Below are 18,008 nucleotides of genomic sequence, written 5' to 3' on the forward strand. Positions count from 1 at the left end.
TTATTGAAGTTCCCCTTCAATCGCCTTCTTCATATTGTCCCAACCCGTTTTTGGATCAATCTCACCACGAACGATTTTATTAAAGGCCTCTTGACCAATAAAGGTTTGCAATTCGTTGAATTTTGGATTGTCCATGGATGGAACAGCATTCGGGATTGCTTTTGCATACTCTTGCAATACAGGCGTTTTTTCAAATACAGGTTTAAATGCTTCATTCGTACCTACATCATCACGTGCTGGAGGCAAGTTCGTTTCTTGGAAAAAGGCAACATCGTTTTGAACATCCGAGTATACCCACTTGATGAATTCTATTGCAGCAGCCTGTTGCTCTGGGCTTGCCGATGCATAGATAACAATTCCTTTAGCATCCGCAAAAGTTTTCGCATTTGCTGGATCCATACCGTCCGGAACAGGAGGCAATGTGACTTCAAAGTTCTTTTTGTACTCAAGTTCCGGATATTTCTCAGCCCACATGTTAAATGTCCAAGGACCGATATCCGTAAATACACCCACGCCATTTTCGAAAGGTTCCGTTACGTTCTGAGTCAAGAGCCCTTTCTCCTTACGAAGATTGTCCACGTAAGAAAGTACGTCTATACCAGCTTTTTCATCGCCAACAAATTGGCTACCCTCAATGAATTTGTTACCATCAGATGCTGCATTGTACAGCATAAAGAAGTCGAACCATCTTTTCCATGATGTAGGATCTGCTAAGTCTGGTTTCGCCCAAAGATATTTATCCGGGTATTTTGCTTTTAATTTTTTCGTTGCCTCAATCACTTCACTGTATGTTCTCGGAATTTCGTTCACACCAGCTTCTTTCAAGATATATGGAAGAATATTCATTACACTTCTTATTAGAAAGGACGTATCTTCGCATGAAGGTGAAGGTAACTATGCAAGATATCGCCGATCGATTAAATATATCTAAGAACTCTGTTTCTCAGGCTCTGTCTGGTAAAGACGGTGTCAGTGAAGAAACGAGGCAATTAATTATCGATACAGCGAATGAGATGGGTTACATCTATTCGCGAGGGCGTAAAAGCACTGAAGAAGAAGTAGGAACCTTTGCCATCTTGGCATCGGAATTTGCATTTTCCAAACGCAACTTTTTTGGAGAAATTTATTTAAGCATTGAGAAGGAAGCAGCGAAGCGAAACAAGCGTATGGTTATTCAATCTATTGATAAGCATTCTTCTGAGAATTTAATCCTGCCTCCTATTTTATTGGATCAATCCGTTGAAGGGATCTTGATTCTGTCCCATATTACGAACCCTTATATTCAGGCAGTGACCAATACAGGTATTCCCACCGTGTTAATTGATCATCATCATCCTGATCTTATGGCCGACAGTATTCTCACTAATAATCGCTATGCCGCTTATACAGCCGTGCAGCATTTAATTGAATTGGGACATACTCATATTGGTTTTATCGGCAATATACAATTCTCTCCCAGCTATTACGAGCGCCTGGAGGGTTATCGCCTGGCCTTATACCAGGCTGGAATTGAATACAACCCGATGTGGGTAATTGATCGTGTAACAGAAGAAATGGATGATGTATTCAACGCTGTACAAGCGCTCGATAAGCAGCCTACGGCATGGTTCTGTGTCAATGACGGATTTGGATTCTTGATCAATTCCGTTGTTTACAAGCTTGGGTATCGTATTCCCCAAGATGTATCCATTGTCAGCTTCGATAATGGACAATTGTCACGAATAACCACACCGTTGACTACAACGATGAATGTAGATTTGTCTTACTTTGGACGTAAAGCTGTTGAACAGCTCTTCTGGCGTATTGACCATCCTGATGAACCTTTTGTTGAAATTCTCCTTCCGTCTAATCTGATCGTTCGGGAATCCACACAACATCCAATTGGATAGAGATAATACATCAATCTAGTAAAAACGTATAATATAAATAACCTCACCCAATCCAATTCGAATGGGTGAGGTTTTTCAGATGCTTTGGAAGCGTGAGTGATAGAATATCTTAAACAAGCAGAGAGTACAGCCATCACACAATAAAGCAGGACCCCTTCCTCGATTTTATTGAGGAAGGGGTCCTGCTAATAGGTTATGCAGGAATCATTAATCGCTAAAAGCGAAACAATCAGAAAATCCGGAGACAAAAGCGGCTGGAAATTTGATTGCCTTCGGCTAATCTTTATAGCTGGAGATCAGCAATCCCAAACAGTTCACTTAAAGTCACGAATCGATAACCCTCGGCATCAAGCTCTTCCACCAATACCCGGACAGCTTCAATGGTTTGAGCTCGTTCGCCATACCCGTCATGAAACAAGAAAATGCTTCCGTTTTCGATGGTTGGTCTCGTATGGTCCAGAATAAAATCGACACCGGGCTGTTCCCAATCCTTGGCCTCACCGTTTACAGCGCCAATTGAATGGTATCCAAATTCTGCAGCAAGCATAAGAATATCATCGTTAACACCAAAAAAAGGTGGTCTAAAGTTCAATACATGCTTTCCCGTCACTTTACGAATCGTATCATCCGCCCGCTGTAATTCAGCTCTTGCTTCGTCTAAAGTCAGTGTTGTCAAATCAGGATGGGAGTAAGTATGATTGCCAATCTCATGTCCGGCCATATGAACCTGTGCTGCGATAGCCTCGTACATATTGAGCTCTTCACCGATCATAAAAAAAGTCGCTTTACCATTATGTTTATGGAAGATATCCAACAACTCTTTCGTATATAATGGATGCGGCCCATCGTCGAACGTAAAAGCGACTACCTTTTCCTGAGTTGGGACCTTATGAACTAATGATAATTTAGCCATTATATTACTCCTTCCGGTTCACATCCTATAAATGCTCATGTACATCCATTATTGCTGCGGTATAATGCCATGTCAACGCGCATCTAAGCGCACAATCCTTAATTGAGTGTCAACACGACCACGGACATCGGCGGCAGCGTTGCCAGTAAACCGTCGTCACTTACACTCGTAACGCCGTTAAATGACTGTGGCTTCACCCTCTCCGGTTGCCCAAATGTGTTGTGAGCATTCATATCTGTATGCGTCAGTACCCGGCCGCTAACATTCAACATTCCTCCCAACCCACGTAACCCTAGAGATATATCTACTTGGTGATGGGGGTCGATGTTACAAAGGCTGATGTCGATCGTTCCATTAGGTCGCTTCGAAGCCGATGCACTGACTTGCGGAAGAGATTCATCGCCCACACGGTATTCGCCAATCTCCAGGTGAATCGCGAGCGCCTCTGCATCCTGGTGCACCTTGAACATTTCGAACACGTGATAGGTCGGCGTCAGCAACATCTTATCACCTTCCGTTAGAATCATCGCCTGTAGCACGTTGACTGTCTGGGCAATGTTCGCCATGTGGACACGGTCGCAATGACGGTGGAATACGTGGAAATGCAGTCCCGCAACAAGCGCATCACGCAGCGTGTTCTGCTGATACAAGAACCCAGGATTTGTACCCGGTTCTACTTGGAACCAGGTACCCCACTCGTCGACAATTAAGCCCACACGTTTCTTCGGATCGTGTTGATCCATGATCGCCGTGTGTCGGGTAATGAGCTCGTCCATGTGGAGCGCGAGCTGCATGGTCTCGAACCATTCCGCTTCATCAAAGCCAGTCGCCGGCCGCTTGATCTCAAATCCTCCAGGCACCGTGTAGTTGTGCAGACTGAGACCATCCATAAGTCCACCGGCTTCACGTATTAACGTCTCCGTCCAGTGGTAATCATCAACGTTAGCACCGCCAGCGATCTTATAGACTTGATTATGTCCGTAATTACGGACATACGTTTGGAAACGGCGGTATTCGTCGGCATAGTACTCCGCCCGCATGTTGCCGCCACAACCCCAATTCTCATTTCCGACGCCAAAATATTTGAGCTTCCAAGGCTTCTCCCGGCCATTAGCCTTCCGCCATTTAGCCATAGGTGATTCGCCGTCAAAGGTCATATACTCCACCCACTCCTGCATCTCCTGAACGGTGCCACTGCCAACATTTCCGCAGATATAAGGCTCCGTGTCCAGCAGTTCACAAAGGTCGAAGAATTCATGGGTACCGAAGTGATTGTTCTCCACAACACCTCCCCAGTTCGTATTAACCATATGCTTGCGCGCCTCACGTGGACCAACGCCATCCTTCCAGTGATACTCATCAGCATAGCACCCGCCCGGCCATCTGAGCACCGGTATGCTAAGACCTCGCAGCGCCTCTAGAACATCATTCCGAATACCACGGGTATTAGGAATCGGCGAATCCTCGCCTACCCAGATTCCTTCGTAGATACAACGTCCAAGATGCTCGGCGAAATGCCCATAAATATGACGACTGATCGTACCGCACGACTGATCAGTGTTGACAGTAATAGTAGCATTCATTAAAAGATCCCCCTTCTATTTTTCAACCCTTATCCCTTGATTGCGCCTGCGATCATACTCTTCTGTACCTGTTTGTTGAGCAACAAGTAGATTACAATCGTTGGAATCGTAGCAATCATGAGCCCCGCCCCAATAATCCCCCACTGTGTGATGTAGGTCCCCACCATGGACATCATACCCACTGTTAAAGTCTGATAGAGTGAGTCATTGATAAACGTAGTCGCAAACATCAGCTCGTTCCAACAAGATAGGAATGTAAATATCGCAACCGTTGCAATAGCAGGACTTATAAGCGGCAACATAATGGAAAAGAACGTTCTGTAAATGCCGCATCCATCAATGACCGCTGATTCTTCCAATTCACGGGGAAGTCCCTTAAAGAAGCTACTGACGATGAACACGGCCAAAGGGATACCGAAAGCAACATAAGGAATAATCAAGGACCAATAAGTATTCAGCAAATGTAAGTTCTTCAGGACCATAAACAGCGGCAGCAGGGCCGCATGAATCGGCACCATCATCCCTAGGAGGATCAGGGTCATCGTTAATTCACTGAATTTCCAGTTCATCCTCGCGACGGCATAACCAGTCATAGAAGCAAGAATCAGTACCAGAATAATGGATACAGACGTTACCAACACGCTGTTAAAAAAATAAGTTAATACATTACCGTCTGATAAGGCTTTAACATAGTTGCTCCAGAGAAATTCCTTAGGAAGGCCTACGACATCACCACTGAATATTTCACTATTATCTTTAAGCGAGAAAAATGCCAGCCAGATAAGGGGGTAAATTTGTACGATAGCCACAATGATTAGAAACACTTGCAGTAGTATTTTCCCAAAAAAATTCGACCTTTTTCGCAACACCACTTTTGCAGTACTCACTTTCCTCACCTCTATTCAGTCTTAAAAAATTTATTAATAACTACTGTAAACACTAAACATTCCAGAATTATGAAAACAGATACCGCACTACCATATCCATATCTGTAAGTGTCAAAAATAGTTGTATACATCAACGTGCTCGGTACTTCAGTGGAGAATAAAGGACCTCCGCCCGTCAATACATAAATTAGATCGAATACCTTAAAGGCACCAATGACTGAAAAGACAAGACATACTTTCAGAATAGGCCTCATTAGTGGAATGGTAATGGAGAATGCAGTTCTTATACGGGAAGCTCCGTCAATTTTCGCTGCTTCGAGAATATCTTGTGAAACGGACTTTGCCCCAGCATACATCAGTAACATATGATAGCCGACATACTGCCAAAGCGTTGGAATAAAGGACGCCACAAGGGCGGTATCTTTTTTACCAAGCCAATCTTGTGCCAGATTTGAAAGACCCACGCTTTCCAGTAACCAATTCAAAAGTCCGTAATCCGCATTATAAATTTTAGACCACAGTTGCGCGATTACAACGGTTGAGATAAGCACTGGAATGAAGTATATTGCACGATAAAATCCTTCACCCTTGACCGAAGAGGCCAATATAAGAGCAAGTAAAAGCGATATAGGCAACTGAATGAAAATTGATGCTGCCGCGAACAGCATAGAATTTTTTATGGAATTTAATGCTCGTGAGTCTGTGAACATTTCCACATAATTGTCTAGTCCGATAAACGTACCTTTACCGATGCCATTCCAATCTAATAAACTATAGTAACTGGAGATAAAGATCGGAACTAATACAATGGAACAAAATATGAGGAGGGTAGGCAGGACAAATATAGCAATGGCCCTCTTGTTCGAAAATACAGAGTTCATCAGGGTTCTCCTCTCAAAAATGTGGCCAGAGACAGTCTCTGACCACATCTCGCTTCATTTTTTTCACAGATCAGAGGCTTAATTCCGTTGGTTTAAGCTGTGCCATCTGTTTACAGAATTCATCAGGAGTGATGTCTCCTGCCAAGAGTTGCGCGATTAAGTTCTTGTGAGCTTCCGCAGAATCAGCCGGGAGAATATTGTCCCACCATGCAATAAAAGAAGTTGCTGTTTTCATAATATCTGCTGCTGATTTATCAAGTGTGGACAGACCAGAAGTATCAAGAGCGTCAATGTTCCAGCTAGGAAGCCCTGCTCCGGCAAGGAAGCCCTGTGTACCGAGCTGCTCGCTTAGATACATAAGAAACTCAACGGCTTCTTTGGGTTGCTTCGTGGTATTGCTGACATAAAAGCCATCCACCGCTCCTCCGAAAATTTCAGTACTCTTTCCCTTACCGTCTTCAAATACCGGGAATGGAATCACCTTGACCTTGCCTTTGACGGCCGAGGATGGATCTTCGATACCTGCATTTACCCAGTTGGCTTGAAACATCATAGCCCCTTGTCCTGCATTAAACGCTCCAAGCATTTCATCATAGCTCATGCTGAACATACTGCTATTGAAGAAGCCTGTTTTTCCAAGTTCCTGCATTTTAGTAGCTGCAGCAACGAAATCTGGTGAATTCCATTTGGAAGGATCCTTAAATGCCTCAATAACAGCATCATTTCCTGCCTGGCGCATCGCAATCATATCGTACCAATACATACCGGGCCAGCGGTCCTTCTCTCCAATGAGAGCCGGGGTGATCCCCGCTGCCTTTAGTTTCTCTCCCGCATCGAGCAGCTCTGAATAGGTTGTCGGAATTTTGGCTCCTGCTTTATCGAACAACTCCGTATTTACAAAAAGATTAGCGATATGGGTATAGACAGGCAGTGTATAGATTTTTCCATCAACCTCGATAGCTTCAGACATACCTGGAGCCATCTTCGATTTAATTTCGTCCGTTAAATAGCTGCTAATTTCAAGCACATTGCCGGATTCGATATAAGGCTGCATGAAGCTGCCTCCGCCCATTCCATAAAAAATGTCAGGTGCTTCACCTGCGGCAAGTGAAGTCTTAATTTTGGTTTTATACTGCTCGCCAGTCGTTCCTGATCGTACAACTTGAATTTCTGGATGCTCTTTGTTCCACTTCTCAACGATTTCCGGCAATAATTTTGCAGATGGATCAGTATTACCTACGGATTGGTCCCATAATGTCAACTTAACACTTCCACTTTTAGACTGAGTTCCTCCAGATGATTCGGATGAACATGCAGTTACACTACCTACGATTCCTATAGCCAACGTTATGCTCATCGTCTTTCTTAATAACGCTTTCATCAATAAACCCCCCAAATGAAATTTGTTCTTTCTAGTATTAGTTTAGGGAAGATACCATGATAACTCCATTCAAAATACCAACATGTACCTTTCATTATTCGAACATATCCTCTTAATCATTTACCGTTTCTGTACTGATTCATCGACATCCCCGTAAATCTCTTAAACAAGATGCTAAAATAGTGCGCATCCTTGATTCCAACCTGCTCACCAACCTCGTATCCTTTTAAATCCGTATTCTTCAGCAGGCTTTCCGCCTTTTTCATACGTATGTTCGTAAGATACTCCACAAAGGTCTGCCCTGTTTCTTTCTTCATAAGTCGTCCCAAATGACCTGGACTGACGAAGAAAGTCCCAGCTGTACTAGCTAATCCTAGTTTGGGATCATCCAAATTCTTCTCGAGATACTCTTTCACCTGACTGATGAGGTCCCCTTCTTTTGTTTGGTTTTTTGAATATATAATTCTTGATACGTGTAGGACATAACTCTCCAATAGGTTCATTAATTCCGGTAAATTGTCTGCTGTGAGAATAGAGACCCATGTTTCTTTATTGGACACTTCTTCATCCTCGACCTGTTGCTCTATCGCGGCACGTTGGCATTCATTGATCACATCCATCGCTGCTAGACGAAACTGAGCTATACTGGAGAAAGCAACATCAAAGATCTGCGTTAGACTTTGAATTGCCTGCTCGCCCGAACCGACGCTGATGTAGAACTGCAGCTGCTGAAGACGATCTGGATTCGACTGGTAATGCGCCTCCCTGTTTCCTACAATATCCTCGAAGCAAACAACCTGATTATTCCCAACAAAGACCTTGTATTGCACCGCACGACATGCTTCCTGATATCCAAGGTGCGCTTCTTCTATATGTATACGTTTGCGCCCGATCCCGATGTTAACATAGCATTTGTAGGATTCGCACAGATTGGTTATAAGTGATTCACAATCGCTGACAAGATTCGTAGCTTGGTTAAATGAAATGACTACAATTTGGTTTCGGGTATCTGTTAAAATAATCACTTGATTGTCGTTCTGGAAGAACGATTCCACTTTGTATCTGCATTCCATTCCCAAGAGAATCAACTGTTCTTCTGATTGCTTTACGGATGCTGAGGTAATTTCTAGAATAGCGATTTGAAAGGCCTCTTTGCTTAGGAACACCGGCAGTTTAAAATAGTCCGCTTTTTCATGAATCTCTTCTTTGGAAAGATCGCCCTTTAACCACTGATATAAATATTTTTCTCTGAGATATGGAAAATTCCGCTCTAAATCTTCTTTCAATCTCTCTAATTCCTTATCTCGCGTACGCTCCTCGTATATTTTATTTTTCAGCTTATCAATCACATTGAGCAGATCTGAAGCACGAATCGGTTTTAGAATGAAATCAGATATTCCCATTTTGATGCTCTGATGTGCATATTCAAATTCATCATGACCTGTAACGATAACAATTTTTATATCCGGATACTTTGCTAAAACTTCCCTGCTAAACTCAATTCCGTTGATAGAGGGCATATAAATATCTGTAAAAATGATGTCCGGTCTCTGTTCATCCACCATATCCAAAGCTTCGTGTGCATTGGAAGCTTCTCCTATAATGGTTAGGCCTTGCTTTTCCCAGTCAACACGCATCCTAAGCAGGTTCCTTATCAAATATTCATCATCAACAATCAAAACCTTTAATTTTTCCATTGCGTATCTATCCCTTCGGTATAATTATCGTTATCGTCATCCCTTTTCCTAATTCGCTTTCGATTTTAATACAGTTTTTATTTCCATAAAAAATACGCAAGCGCTCCATAGTTCCCCACAATCCAAAGCTCTTTAATTGATCCTTTCTTTCAAGAATTTGCATAATCTCTTCTTCCAACATCCCAACACCATCATCAGATATGGATATTCTCACTTCATCCTTCATACTTCGCGCGCTGATTGTAATCGTTCCTTTCGTTCCTTTAGGCCGGATACCATGATAAAGCGCATTTTCAACCAATGGTTGTATAACCAGCTTGGGTATAGGATATTGAAGGCAGTCTTCATCCACGTCGAACTGAGCCTCAAAGACATCCTGATAACGTATATTTTGGATTTTCAAATAATTACGAACCATTTCAATCTCTTCACCGACCGTGATAACGTCTAAGCCCTTGCTGACACTCATACGATAATAGTTTCCCAATGCCTCAATCATTTCACATAGCTGATCGTTTAATCCAGACAACGCCAACGAAGTAATGGAGTCCAGCGTGTTATATAAAAAATGCGGTTTGATCTGGGATTGCAGTGTATTCAATTCAGCTTTACGAATCATCTTCTGCTCTTCAACGATTCGGGTCAGAAGCTGATCCATTTCCTCAATCATGTGATTATAACCGTTAAACAACTGTTCGAATTCATAAATATTGCGTTCTACTTTTACTTTCATAAAATTACCCCTAGGAGCTTTGTTCATGGATCGGAGGAGCTTATGTATCGGATTAATAATACTGCGCGAAATGATGAAGGAACTAAAAAAGAAAATACTTCCGTTGATAATCAATAGAAGCAATGCCAAGAGTACAAGCGATTTATTCCGCGAATCAATCGTATTGTAGGGTGTAATACTTACAAATTTCCAATTAAATTCTCCACCTGAGAGATAAGAGATTCTATACTTCTGTGAACCAGAATTCAATGTAAGAGATCCTGAGTTGCTTTTCTGAAATTGTTGTTCCAGGCTCTCTCTGTTTGTCATAAGGATCTCTTTATAGACTGCATTATGTTGATCTTGGGTGGAATCGGATACGATGATATGATTATTTTCATCTAAAATAGCAATTTCAAAGGAACTCTGATTCAGCAGATTGGAATACGCCTGTACAAAGGCGTCGTCTTTGATATTAATGACCAACACCCCTAGGGGAGAAGTGTTATCAATATCCCGAATTAATCGTATAAAAGATACGAAATTTTCATCGGCTCCCATTCTTGAAAAAGCTCCGCTGCCATTTAATCTTAGAATATATTTCCCTTTATTACTTACAACTTGCTCATACCATGAGGCATCCTTTATGTCCGCTTCCATAAAAGTTGGTAATTCCTGTGTTCCGACGGAAAAACGATGCCCCGTATTGTCGAAAATATTAACAGAATCAATTATAGGAACCGCTTGCATAAGATTATACAAATAGGCGCTAACTTTAGATTGTGTATCCAGATTGGAATACACCCCTCCCTGCCTTAACAAGTTTTGCAGATTACGATCGGAAAATATCATTTTAGAGTAGTTGTTTACGTTTTCAATCATTAAATCGACGTTTGTCTGTATAGAAGTAATCGTTTGCAAAGAAGCCTCGTTAATTTTCTTTTGGGCTGAATTAGTAGATATTTGATTCAACACCCCATAACTGAAACCCACCGTAAGCAAAATGACCAAAAAATAAGCGAATGGTATTTTAAATGCTAATTTTTTTGAGTTAGTGTAAATTAGAGACTTTATACTTCTTATAATCCGTACCATCAACGTTTGATCCTCCATTTGTATATCGTAATCTATCATTACTATTCTCCTTGCACCGATAAGCAATAATATAACATATATTTATCCGGAGCTAGCACTAACTCATTTCGTGTAATCTTATATAGAGTAAGCTCTAGCGGTTCGAATGGGAGGTCCTGCATTGCGGACAATATCCAGGCAATCGTTGTTCTGTAATTCTTCATGAACAAAGGAAATTTACGATATCATTTATTTGTCCTAGCATATTGCTTAGAAAGCTTCCGAATCGCCGCTTGAAATTAGTACACCCATCGTACAACAAAGAAGCCCCTTCCTCGGATTATCGAGAAAGGGGCACTGCTAATAGGAAATGACGGGCTCCATTGACCGCATTTCTAATATAACTTTTCTTAAAAATAACATAGAAGTAGAGTTGCAAAGAGACCACTTGGAACAGCAGGAGCATAGCGACCGCCTAGTTAGCTTTCCGTAAGAAGGAAAGCTTGCTTCGAAAGCTTCCATCGAATAGGTGAAATTTTGTGGATGCTTTGGAAACGTGCGTGTTAGAAGCTCATACTACCAATAGCCTCGGATGCCGGTCTGCATGCGGATCAATGCTTCTAAATAATAATAATCTCCCCAAATCATATGACCATCAGGCACGCGTCCGCCTCTGACATGATAGGACCCATGCTTTAGAAGTCCCTCCGCCTCTGGATCTTCAGATGTCGCATAATGTTCCACCAGAGATTTCATGCTGCGGAGTAATGCCTCTTCATAAATAGCGCGGTCCGGGTCATCTGCGTCCAGAATGTCCAGCAGTTCCAAGAGGCCGGATGCCGCGATCGCAGAAGCTGAGCTGTCACGAGGGGTCCCCGCTTCCACAGGCACATCGAAATCCCAATAAGCCACACTATCCTCCGGAAGATGGCTTATAAAATAATGAGCCAGGCTTTTGGAAGTAATAAGAAAATCCTCATTCTGCGTATAGCGATACGCCAGCGCAAAACCGTATATTCCCCAGGCTTGACCACGAGTCCAGGTCGATCCATCCTCATACCCTTGATGAGTTCCTCCACGAATCGCACTCCCCGTAGCCGGATCAAAGTAAAAAGTATGATAAGAGGAATCATCCCCGCGCACAAGAAATTTTCGGCTCTTTAACGCATGCTGAAGGGCTATATCATAGTAGCGATTGTCCCCCGTTTCCTCCGCAGCCCAGAACAGCAGAGGCAAATTCATCAAACAGTCAATAATGATACGCCCCCCGTTCTCAGGATCACTCTCTAGACCCCAAGCCTGGAGGATTCCAGCTGTTTCACGCCAGCGTTTACACAACGTATCTGCAGCCTGCAGACCGACAGCCCGCGCCGCTTCACTGCCTGTTATTTTCCACTCCGCTACTGCAGTTAGTGAATACAAAAAGCCAATATCATGATGATCTAAGGCGATGTGCTGATCCAAACGATGCTTGAAGTCCCCTAGCCATGAGGCTGCCGCCTCCTTAAAGAATGAATCTTTACCATATTCGTAGGCAAGCCACATCATGCCCACATAGAACCCCTCTATCCAATCATCATTGTCTCCCCATTCGTACTGTTGCCCCTCGGCGATATGGGGCAGTTTGCCCGGATGGTTAGTAATGTTACTCCCAATTTTGTGAATCGCATCCTCAATGGCCTTAGTCCACATCTTTGTTGCTCCTTTCCAATAAATCAACAGTATGTAAAAGTGCATCGTTACTAGGATCGTATACAGCAACCCTTCCGTCTGACTGCCACTGAATAAGCGGCGGCGAAGCCAGACTGGCCTGATTCTCCGGAGTATTCGTTGCTCCAAAGACAGCAGATATCAGTACTTGATCTCCCGGATCCAGTCTGGAGCATAAGCTTGGAAGAAACGTCCGCGGCTTCAGCAGATTGGTATTCGGCTCGGGCTCTACACATTCCCCCCGGTCAAAACCGCTTAGCATATGTATGGCACTGATTCCCCAGGGCAATTGCACCGAGACAGCAGTGTTAGATACATGAATGGTTTCCCGTTCACTACGGGTGAAGCCGGCAGACTGGCCAATGGCAAATCCACCCTCCGCTACGTCGAGACACCGGGCGCTGTGAATGCTGTGAATACGGACATGCCACAGACCTGCTGGAATAATCCACGTCTCCACATGTACATCGCTCCAGGGATGCCAGCGTGAATATACATAATTCTCTCCAATTTCCCACGTCTCGCAGAATCTGCGTACCCGGTAATATTCATCGCATTCACACAGCGCTAGTGTGGAGTCATAAGCACCTTGAACTAAGCCATAGCCCGCCTTCGGCACACTGAAGCCGAACAGCGTGGAGTAAGCAAACTTGGAATATTTAGCCCCACTATGGGCCATATCAAAGTTAGCCATCTGACCAGAGGTATAGGCAATAACATGCTTATTCCCTTCCGGACGGCTCACCAGCATACGTGCCTCTTCGAGTGGCAATAGCTCTTTCAATACAGGCAGTGGTTCTTCTTCCGCTTGCCAAAAAGGATGATCATCTGGCAAGGCAAGAATAAGCATAGCTTTAAAGGCCCAATACGGTGATCCGGGGGCGTTGTAGTTCTCTGTCATTACTAGGTTCGGATACGCATATCCGATACTTAGAAGTCCGTCTATTCCCACAATAGGTTTATCAAACCACCAACGAAAATGACGCATTATAATTCCTTTGAGGACGCCATATGAAAAAGGAAGTACATCGGCATATACCAGCGCACTCCAGAAAGAGACCTGTGCAAAACGATAGGTCAGACTACGTCCGAAAGGAATTGCACTTCCGTCCTCAGCAAACCAATAAATAAACTCTTTGGCAAATTGCGCGGCTCTTTCCCGGTAGACTGCAGCCCTCTGAGGATCTTCATCCGCCATCAATTTAGCATAAATCAACGTGTAATAGTGCATAGCAAATGCAATATAATAGTCCCTCTGATCGGTCAGCCCATCGGAATACCAGCCATCACTCAAGTAGTAGGTATCAATCTTGTCCAAATAATCATCCATTATCTCTTGATCGTAGGGCAACCCAAGCTTCTTAAAGCCCACATTCACAAGTACCGTGAACATTAGCCAGTTATTCGGGTTAGATCGATCGACATGGTTGATCTGATTCAACCAGTTATACACATTTCGTTTCTGTACATCACTCAGTGGCTCCCACAGCTTATGCGGTGCAAGAGCAAGCCCCAGTCCCAGTACGGCTTGCTCTACCATTCGCTGATCTTTAGTCGAGAATTCACCCCAATATTCATCATGCTCTGGGTCTGTCCCGTTAATGATCCCTTCGAGGAACATCGGCCAAAGTACACTTTCACCGCCGCCGCTAGCATGGGGGACAAGCCCCCATAAAGGACGGGCAAAGGCTTCCATAAGTGCGGTAGCTTCATTGTAAATAGATCCTGTAGCCCCCATCTCAATTCCTGCACATCCAGCAGTAAATCGACTCTCTAGCGGAGCATATAGATCATTTAGGAACATCTGTAATTCTTTTTTAGTACCCTTCATTTCCACAGCTGGGTCCCTCCTATCCACACTCAATGCCAAGCTGCATATTCACTCGGCCTCATGCCCATTTCCCGTTTAAACAACTTAATGAAATAACTTTTATTCGCATATCCCAGATACTCGGAGATTTCTTCGACAGTCTTTCCTGACTGATTAAGCAGCTCTTTTGCCTTCTGAAGCTTTAGCATATTTACATATTCAATGAAATTCTGGTTTGTTTCCCTTTTGAAGAGGCGGCTGAAATAGCTGGCATTCAAGTTCAGGCGTCCGGCCATGTCTTCTAGTGTTATTTTCTCCGTTACATGACTAATCACGAACTGCTGGGCTTTGATAACCTCACTCCGTTTGGACTTAATGGAGAATATACTAATTTTCCGAGCTAATTCCTCCAAGTACTGAACTAACCAATCTTCCAAATGCTCAAGAGTTTCAATGTCACCCACCACGTTAAACAGCTTCTCTTCAGCCATAGGCAGTGGTGATTGCAGCAGTTGTTTCGTCTTCATCTGCAAATCCATCAGCAAGCGGAGTACACATTCCTTGACTTCATTTGGATGGAATTTTTGCGAGGCCACCCATTCTCTCCATTCCTTGATATGAACGCGAAGCTCCGTGTCCCTGTTCAGAGCAATATCATCATTGATAACAGCGTACACACTTCCATACTCGGCATAAATATCTTCCTTTGAAAAGCAAATCTCTTCAAAACGGTGGATTCCTGCCGTAGGAAGATAAAAGCGTTGAATCTTCTCCCTTAGCATCCGCTGCAGCGTTCCTCGAATCTCTTCAGGACTGCGCGCCTCAGCGCCAAAGATGCAAGAGACGGACAGCTTGAGATATTTCTGCACGGCAGAAGCTGCATTTTGAATAGAATGATAGATTGCTTGGTGGTCTTTAGATGGCTTGTCACTGCAAAAGAGAATGACAATTTCCTTATTACTGTATCTCGAAATAAATAGACTGTGATCAGCCTCAAGCACTTCCTGCATGATATTCTCAACTGCAAAAGAAATCGTATATTCACTCATCCGGCGTACCCTTGAAACTTCCTCCGGACGGTCAATCACAATAACCAGCGGAATATAATTTTTGGCATGGATCATAATTCCGTTTGACCGGGCCTGTTCGATCCAAGCCTCCTTGTCCCAGAATTGATACAGTGTATCTTTTAGAAACTTTTCCTTAAGTGCGGCACGGTTTTGAGACTGCTTTTGCTTATAAACGAGCATCTCTGTATGCTGCTGCCTATTCAGACCCACTTCCGTCACAAGCGTTCTGAGTGCTTGCACCAACTGATCGATATCCAGTGATTCCTTTAAAATATATTCTCCTACGTTTAATTTCAGCGCCTGCTGAGCGTATTTGAATTCGTTGTGGCAGGACAAAATAATCGCTCGGATTCCAGGATTCACTGCTCTGAATTTCTCAAGCATCTCCAGTCCGTTCATCTTGGGCATACCAATATCGGTAATAATCAAATCCGGTGGATTCTGCTGTGCTTTTTCCCAAGCCTCAAGACCGCTATAATAACTTCCTATGAGTTCAATACCGATCTCACTCCAAGGTACGGCCTGCGACAAATAACGGATAACCGGATAGTCATCATCCACCAAGATTGCCGTCAGCATTCTCCACACCTGCCTTTCCATCATCCAGAGGAAACTCCAAACAAATCTCCGTACCCACATCAGGTTCGCTTTGGATATTCAGCTTGAAAGAAGCGCCATAAATCATACTGAGACGTTGAGCCACATTGCGTAAGCCTATACCGGAGAAACCTTTTCTGTCTTCTTCTGCTATTTGCTCGCTGCTGTATGCGGTTTCACGAAGTCTTTTTAAATTTTCCGGTGACATGCCGATGCCATTATCCTTAATCGTGATCACCAGCGTTCCTGTAGTTGCAATTATATGAGCACCAATGTAAATCTCACCACCAAACTGCTCGAAACCATGAATAATAGCATTCTCGATCATAGGCTGAATCATAAACCGGGGTACCAGCGCTTCAGCACTTCCATCCGCTAAATTCATCTCGAGCCTGACCTGATTCGCGTGGCGAAAATTCATCAACGTCACATAATGAGATATCGTGTCTGTCTCCTCGCGAAGCGGGATAAATTCATTGTCCCTGTTAAAGGTCATACGGAGTAAAGACGACAGCGAACCAATCAGCTCAGCGTTCTCCTTGTCTCCTTGCATCAAAATATTTAACCGGATCGAATTCAGTAAATTAAACATAAAGTGCGGATTGATCTGTGCCTGCAGCATTTCTAGCTCGGCTTTTCTTTTTCCCATTTGCTCATAAGTGATTTGTTCAATCATAGACTCGATACGGTCTAGCATTTGGTCGATGGTGCGGGCAAGCTGCGCTGCCTCATTCTTCCCTCGAATGAAGGAACGTTCGTCCAATTGACCACGACCTATTCCCTTTACAAAAGCACTTAATTTTACGATAGGCTGAGTTAGTTTAGAGATAAGGACGGTTAAGAGCACGGAAAACAAAGTAAAGAAAAGAATCTGCACAGCCAAGCTGATAAATAAAATCTGCTTATTCTTCGACAAAGCAGCCTTCATTGGAATAATGCTTACCATCCGCCATTTGTTGCTGCTCAGTTCCTGGTCAACATATAAGAATTTCTCCCCATCGATTTCGACAGTGTCAAGCCCGCCATCCTTCTTCCACCATGTCGTCAATTCACCAATTCGGGCCTTGTCAGCATGTGACACGACAGTACCTTTATCATCTAAAAGCATCATTTCTTTACCGTTATCATTATTTAGATAAGGGCGGAGTTTACGCTCATTGATGTTAATAATCATATATCCGATCGTACTGCTGGAAGTTGATTGAATGGGTCTCGCAATGGTTACCCAATTAGTTGAGCCCTTATCCGAGTAATTATAGTAAGTATCGTGTTCTGCTTTCCAATAGGTCGAGATAGGTTGAATTTGTTTCATCAGCGACATCCAATGCTCGTTATAAAAGGTTGTCGGATTAAAGTCACTATAAGGATAGCTGGTATAAATAAATCCATTTTTTCCGATTAGCGTCACTTTCAAATATTCGGTTAATACGAACATATCATCCAGCATCCGCGACATACGGTTATACTGGATGATCTCCTTCGCTGAACGTAGCGTCTCTGGATCGGCGGACATCATCTGCCTAATTTCATTGTTCTGGAGCACGAAATTGGACTGCTCTAGCGTCTGTTCAAAAATGGCATTCATATTGGCACTGGACGCATTGAGGGATTCCCTAGCGCTGCCAACGGCCTTCTCCAGAATCAGATCCCGAGTTAAATAATCTGTAACCATGTAAATACAGACCAGTGGAATCAATACGCAGATCAGTGAAGACCAGACAAGTTTCATTCGAAGTGATTGATGCTTTCTAAACACGGATGACAGGCCCCATATCTGTTTGAATTTGGAGCAGGAGGCAGAAAT

At 43.4% G+C, this 18,008-nt stretch carries 13 protein-coding genes; 1 reads left to right on the forward strand and 12 read right to left on the reverse strand.

Annotated features, from left to right (window positions below; genetic code table 11):
- Positions 1-846 (reverse strand): ABC transporter substrate-binding protein, encoded by an 846-nt coding sequence (locus NSU15_RS21995; RefSeq protein WP_339287525.1) that lies wholly within the window; start codon positions 844-846, stop codon positions 1-3.
- A gap of 32 nt (positions 847-878) precedes the next feature.
- Between NSU15_RS21995 and NSU15_RS22000 the strand changes: the two genes are divergently transcribed.
- On the forward strand, positions 879-1,889 hold the full coding sequence (locus NSU15_RS22000) for a LacI family DNA-binding transcriptional regulator (protein ID WP_042132358.1): 1,011 nt from the start codon (positions 879-881) through the stop codon (positions 1,887-1,889).
- Positions 1,890-2,172: 283 nt separating this feature from the next.
- Here NSU15_RS22000 and NSU15_RS22005 read toward each other — a convergent pair whose 3' ends face one another.
- The 11 genes from NSU15_RS22005 to NSU15_RS22055 all read right to left on the reverse strand — a co-directional run bounded on the left by NSU15_RS22005 (position 2,173) and on the right by NSU15_RS22055 (position 17,933).
- The gene (locus tag NSU15_RS22005; RefSeq protein WP_042130021.1) at positions 2,173-2,802 is read right to left on the reverse strand and encodes a polysaccharide deacetylase family protein; all 630 of its coding nucleotides are present in this window, start codon (positions 2,800-2,802) and stop codon (positions 2,173-2,175) included.
- 98 nt (positions 2,803-2,900) lie between these two features.
- A complete protein-coding gene (locus NSU15_RS22010) occupies positions 2,901-4,385 on the reverse strand; it encodes an alpha-N-arabinofuranosidase (protein WP_339287526.1) in 1,485 nt (494 codons plus the stop codon).
- Between the two features lie 29 nt (positions 4,386-4,414).
- On the reverse strand, positions 4,415-5,272 hold the full coding sequence (locus NSU15_RS22015; RefSeq protein WP_339287527.1) for a carbohydrate ABC transporter permease: 858 nt from the start codon (positions 5,270-5,272) through the stop codon (positions 4,415-4,417).
- Positions 5,273-5,283: 11 nt separating this feature from the next.
- Positions 5,284-6,153 (reverse strand): sugar ABC transporter permease, encoded by an 870-nt coding sequence (locus tag NSU15_RS22020; RefSeq protein ID WP_042130024.1) that lies wholly within the window; start codon positions 6,151-6,153, stop codon positions 5,284-5,286.
- A gap of 70 nt (positions 6,154-6,223) precedes the next feature.
- The gene (locus NSU15_RS22025; RefSeq protein ID WP_042130025.1) at positions 6,224-7,534 is read right to left on the reverse strand and encodes an extracellular solute-binding protein; all 1,311 of its coding nucleotides are present in this window, start codon (positions 7,532-7,534) and stop codon (positions 6,224-6,226) included.
- A 116-nt stretch (positions 7,535-7,650) separates the two neighbouring features.
- Positions 7,651-9,231 (reverse strand): response regulator, encoded by a 1,581-nt coding sequence (locus tag NSU15_RS22030; RefSeq protein ID WP_339287528.1) that lies wholly within the window; start codon positions 9,229-9,231, stop codon positions 7,651-7,653.
- A 7-nt stretch (positions 9,232-9,238) separates the two neighbouring features.
- Positions 9,239-11,077: a sensor histidine kinase gene (locus NSU15_RS22035; protein ID WP_339287529.1), complete on the reverse strand. Its 1,839-nt coding sequence runs from the start codon at positions 11,075-11,077 to the stop codon at positions 9,239-9,241.
- A 516-nt stretch (positions 11,078-11,593) separates the two neighbouring features.
- Complete coding sequence (locus NSU15_RS22040) at positions 11,594-12,709, reverse strand: glycoside hydrolase family 88 protein (RefSeq protein ID WP_339287530.1); 1,116 nt, start codon at positions 12,707-12,709, stop codon at positions 11,594-11,596.
- Complete coding sequence (locus tag NSU15_RS22045) at positions 12,699-14,558, reverse strand: DUF2264 domain-containing protein (protein WP_339291415.1); 1,860 nt, start codon at positions 14,556-14,558, stop codon at positions 12,699-12,701. Before NSU15_RS22045 ends, NSU15_RS22040 begins: the two co-directional genes overlap by 11 nt.
- 29 nt (positions 14,559-14,587) lie before the next feature.
- Positions 14,588-16,210 carry a helix-turn-helix domain-containing protein gene (locus tag NSU15_RS22050; RefSeq protein ID WP_339287531.1) on the reverse strand — a complete coding sequence of 541 codons (1,623 nt, stop codon included), beginning with the start codon at positions 16,208-16,210 and terminating at the stop codon, positions 14,588-14,590.
- Entirely contained in the window at positions 16,161-17,933 is a 1,773-nt protein-coding gene (locus NSU15_RS22055; RefSeq protein WP_339287532.1) for a sensor histidine kinase, read from the reverse strand. The genes NSU15_RS22050 and NSU15_RS22055 overlap by 50 nt, the downstream gene beginning before the upstream one ends.
- Positions 17,934-18,008 lie beyond the last annotated feature (75 nt).

It is taken from the genome of Paenibacillus sp. FSL E2-0201 (assembly GCF_037963325.1).
In the GTDB taxonomy this organism is placed as follows: domain Bacteria; phylum Bacillota; class Bacilli; order Paenibacillales; family Paenibacillaceae; genus Paenibacillus_AQ.

Bases quoted from the DNA above. Each gene is read 5' to 3' on its own strand.
- NSU15_RS22055 (WP_339287532.1), bottom strand. From the start codon at position 17,933: ATGAAACTTGTCTGGTCTTCACTGATCTGCGTATTGATTCCACTGGTC.
- NSU15_RS22040 (WP_339287530.1), bottom strand. From the start codon at position 12,709: ATGTGGACTAAGGCCATTGAGGATGCGATTCACAAAATTGGGAGTAAC.
- NSU15_RS22005 (WP_042130021.1), bottom strand. From the start codon at position 2,802: ATGGCTAAATTATCATTAGTTCATAAGGTCCCAACTCAGGAAAAGGTA.
- NSU15_RS22050 (WP_339287531.1), bottom strand. From the start codon at position 16,210: ATGATGGAAAGGCAGGTGTGGAGAATGCTGACGGCAATCTTGGTGGAT.
- NSU15_RS22035 (WP_339287529.1), bottom strand. From the start codon at position 11,077: ATGATAGATTACGATATACAAATGGAGGATCAAACGTTGATGGTACGG.
- NSU15_RS22025 (WP_042130025.1), bottom strand. From the start codon at position 7,534: ATGAAAGCGTTATTAAGAAAGACGATGAGCATAACGTTGGCTATAGGA.
- NSU15_RS22010 (WP_339287526.1), bottom strand. From the start codon at position 4,385: ATGAATGCTACTATTACTGTCAACACTGATCAGTCGTGCGGTACGATC.
- NSU15_RS22030 (WP_339287528.1), bottom strand. From the start codon at position 9,231: ATGGAAAAATTAAAGGTTTTGATTGTTGATGATGAATATTTGATAAGG.
- NSU15_RS22045 (WP_339291415.1), bottom strand. From the start codon at position 14,558: ATGAAGGGTACTAAAAAAGAATTACAGATGTTCCTAAATGATCTATAT.
- NSU15_RS22020 (WP_042130024.1), bottom strand. From the start codon at position 6,153: ATGAACTCTGTATTTTCGAACAAGAGGGCCATTGCTATATTTGTCCTG.
- NSU15_RS22000 (WP_042132358.1), top strand. From the start codon at position 879: ATGAAGGTGAAGGTAACTATGCAAGATATCGCCGATCGATTAAATATA.
- NSU15_RS21995 (WP_339287525.1), bottom strand. From the start codon at position 846: ATGAATATTCTTCCATATATCTTGAAAGAAGCTGGTGTGAACGAAATT.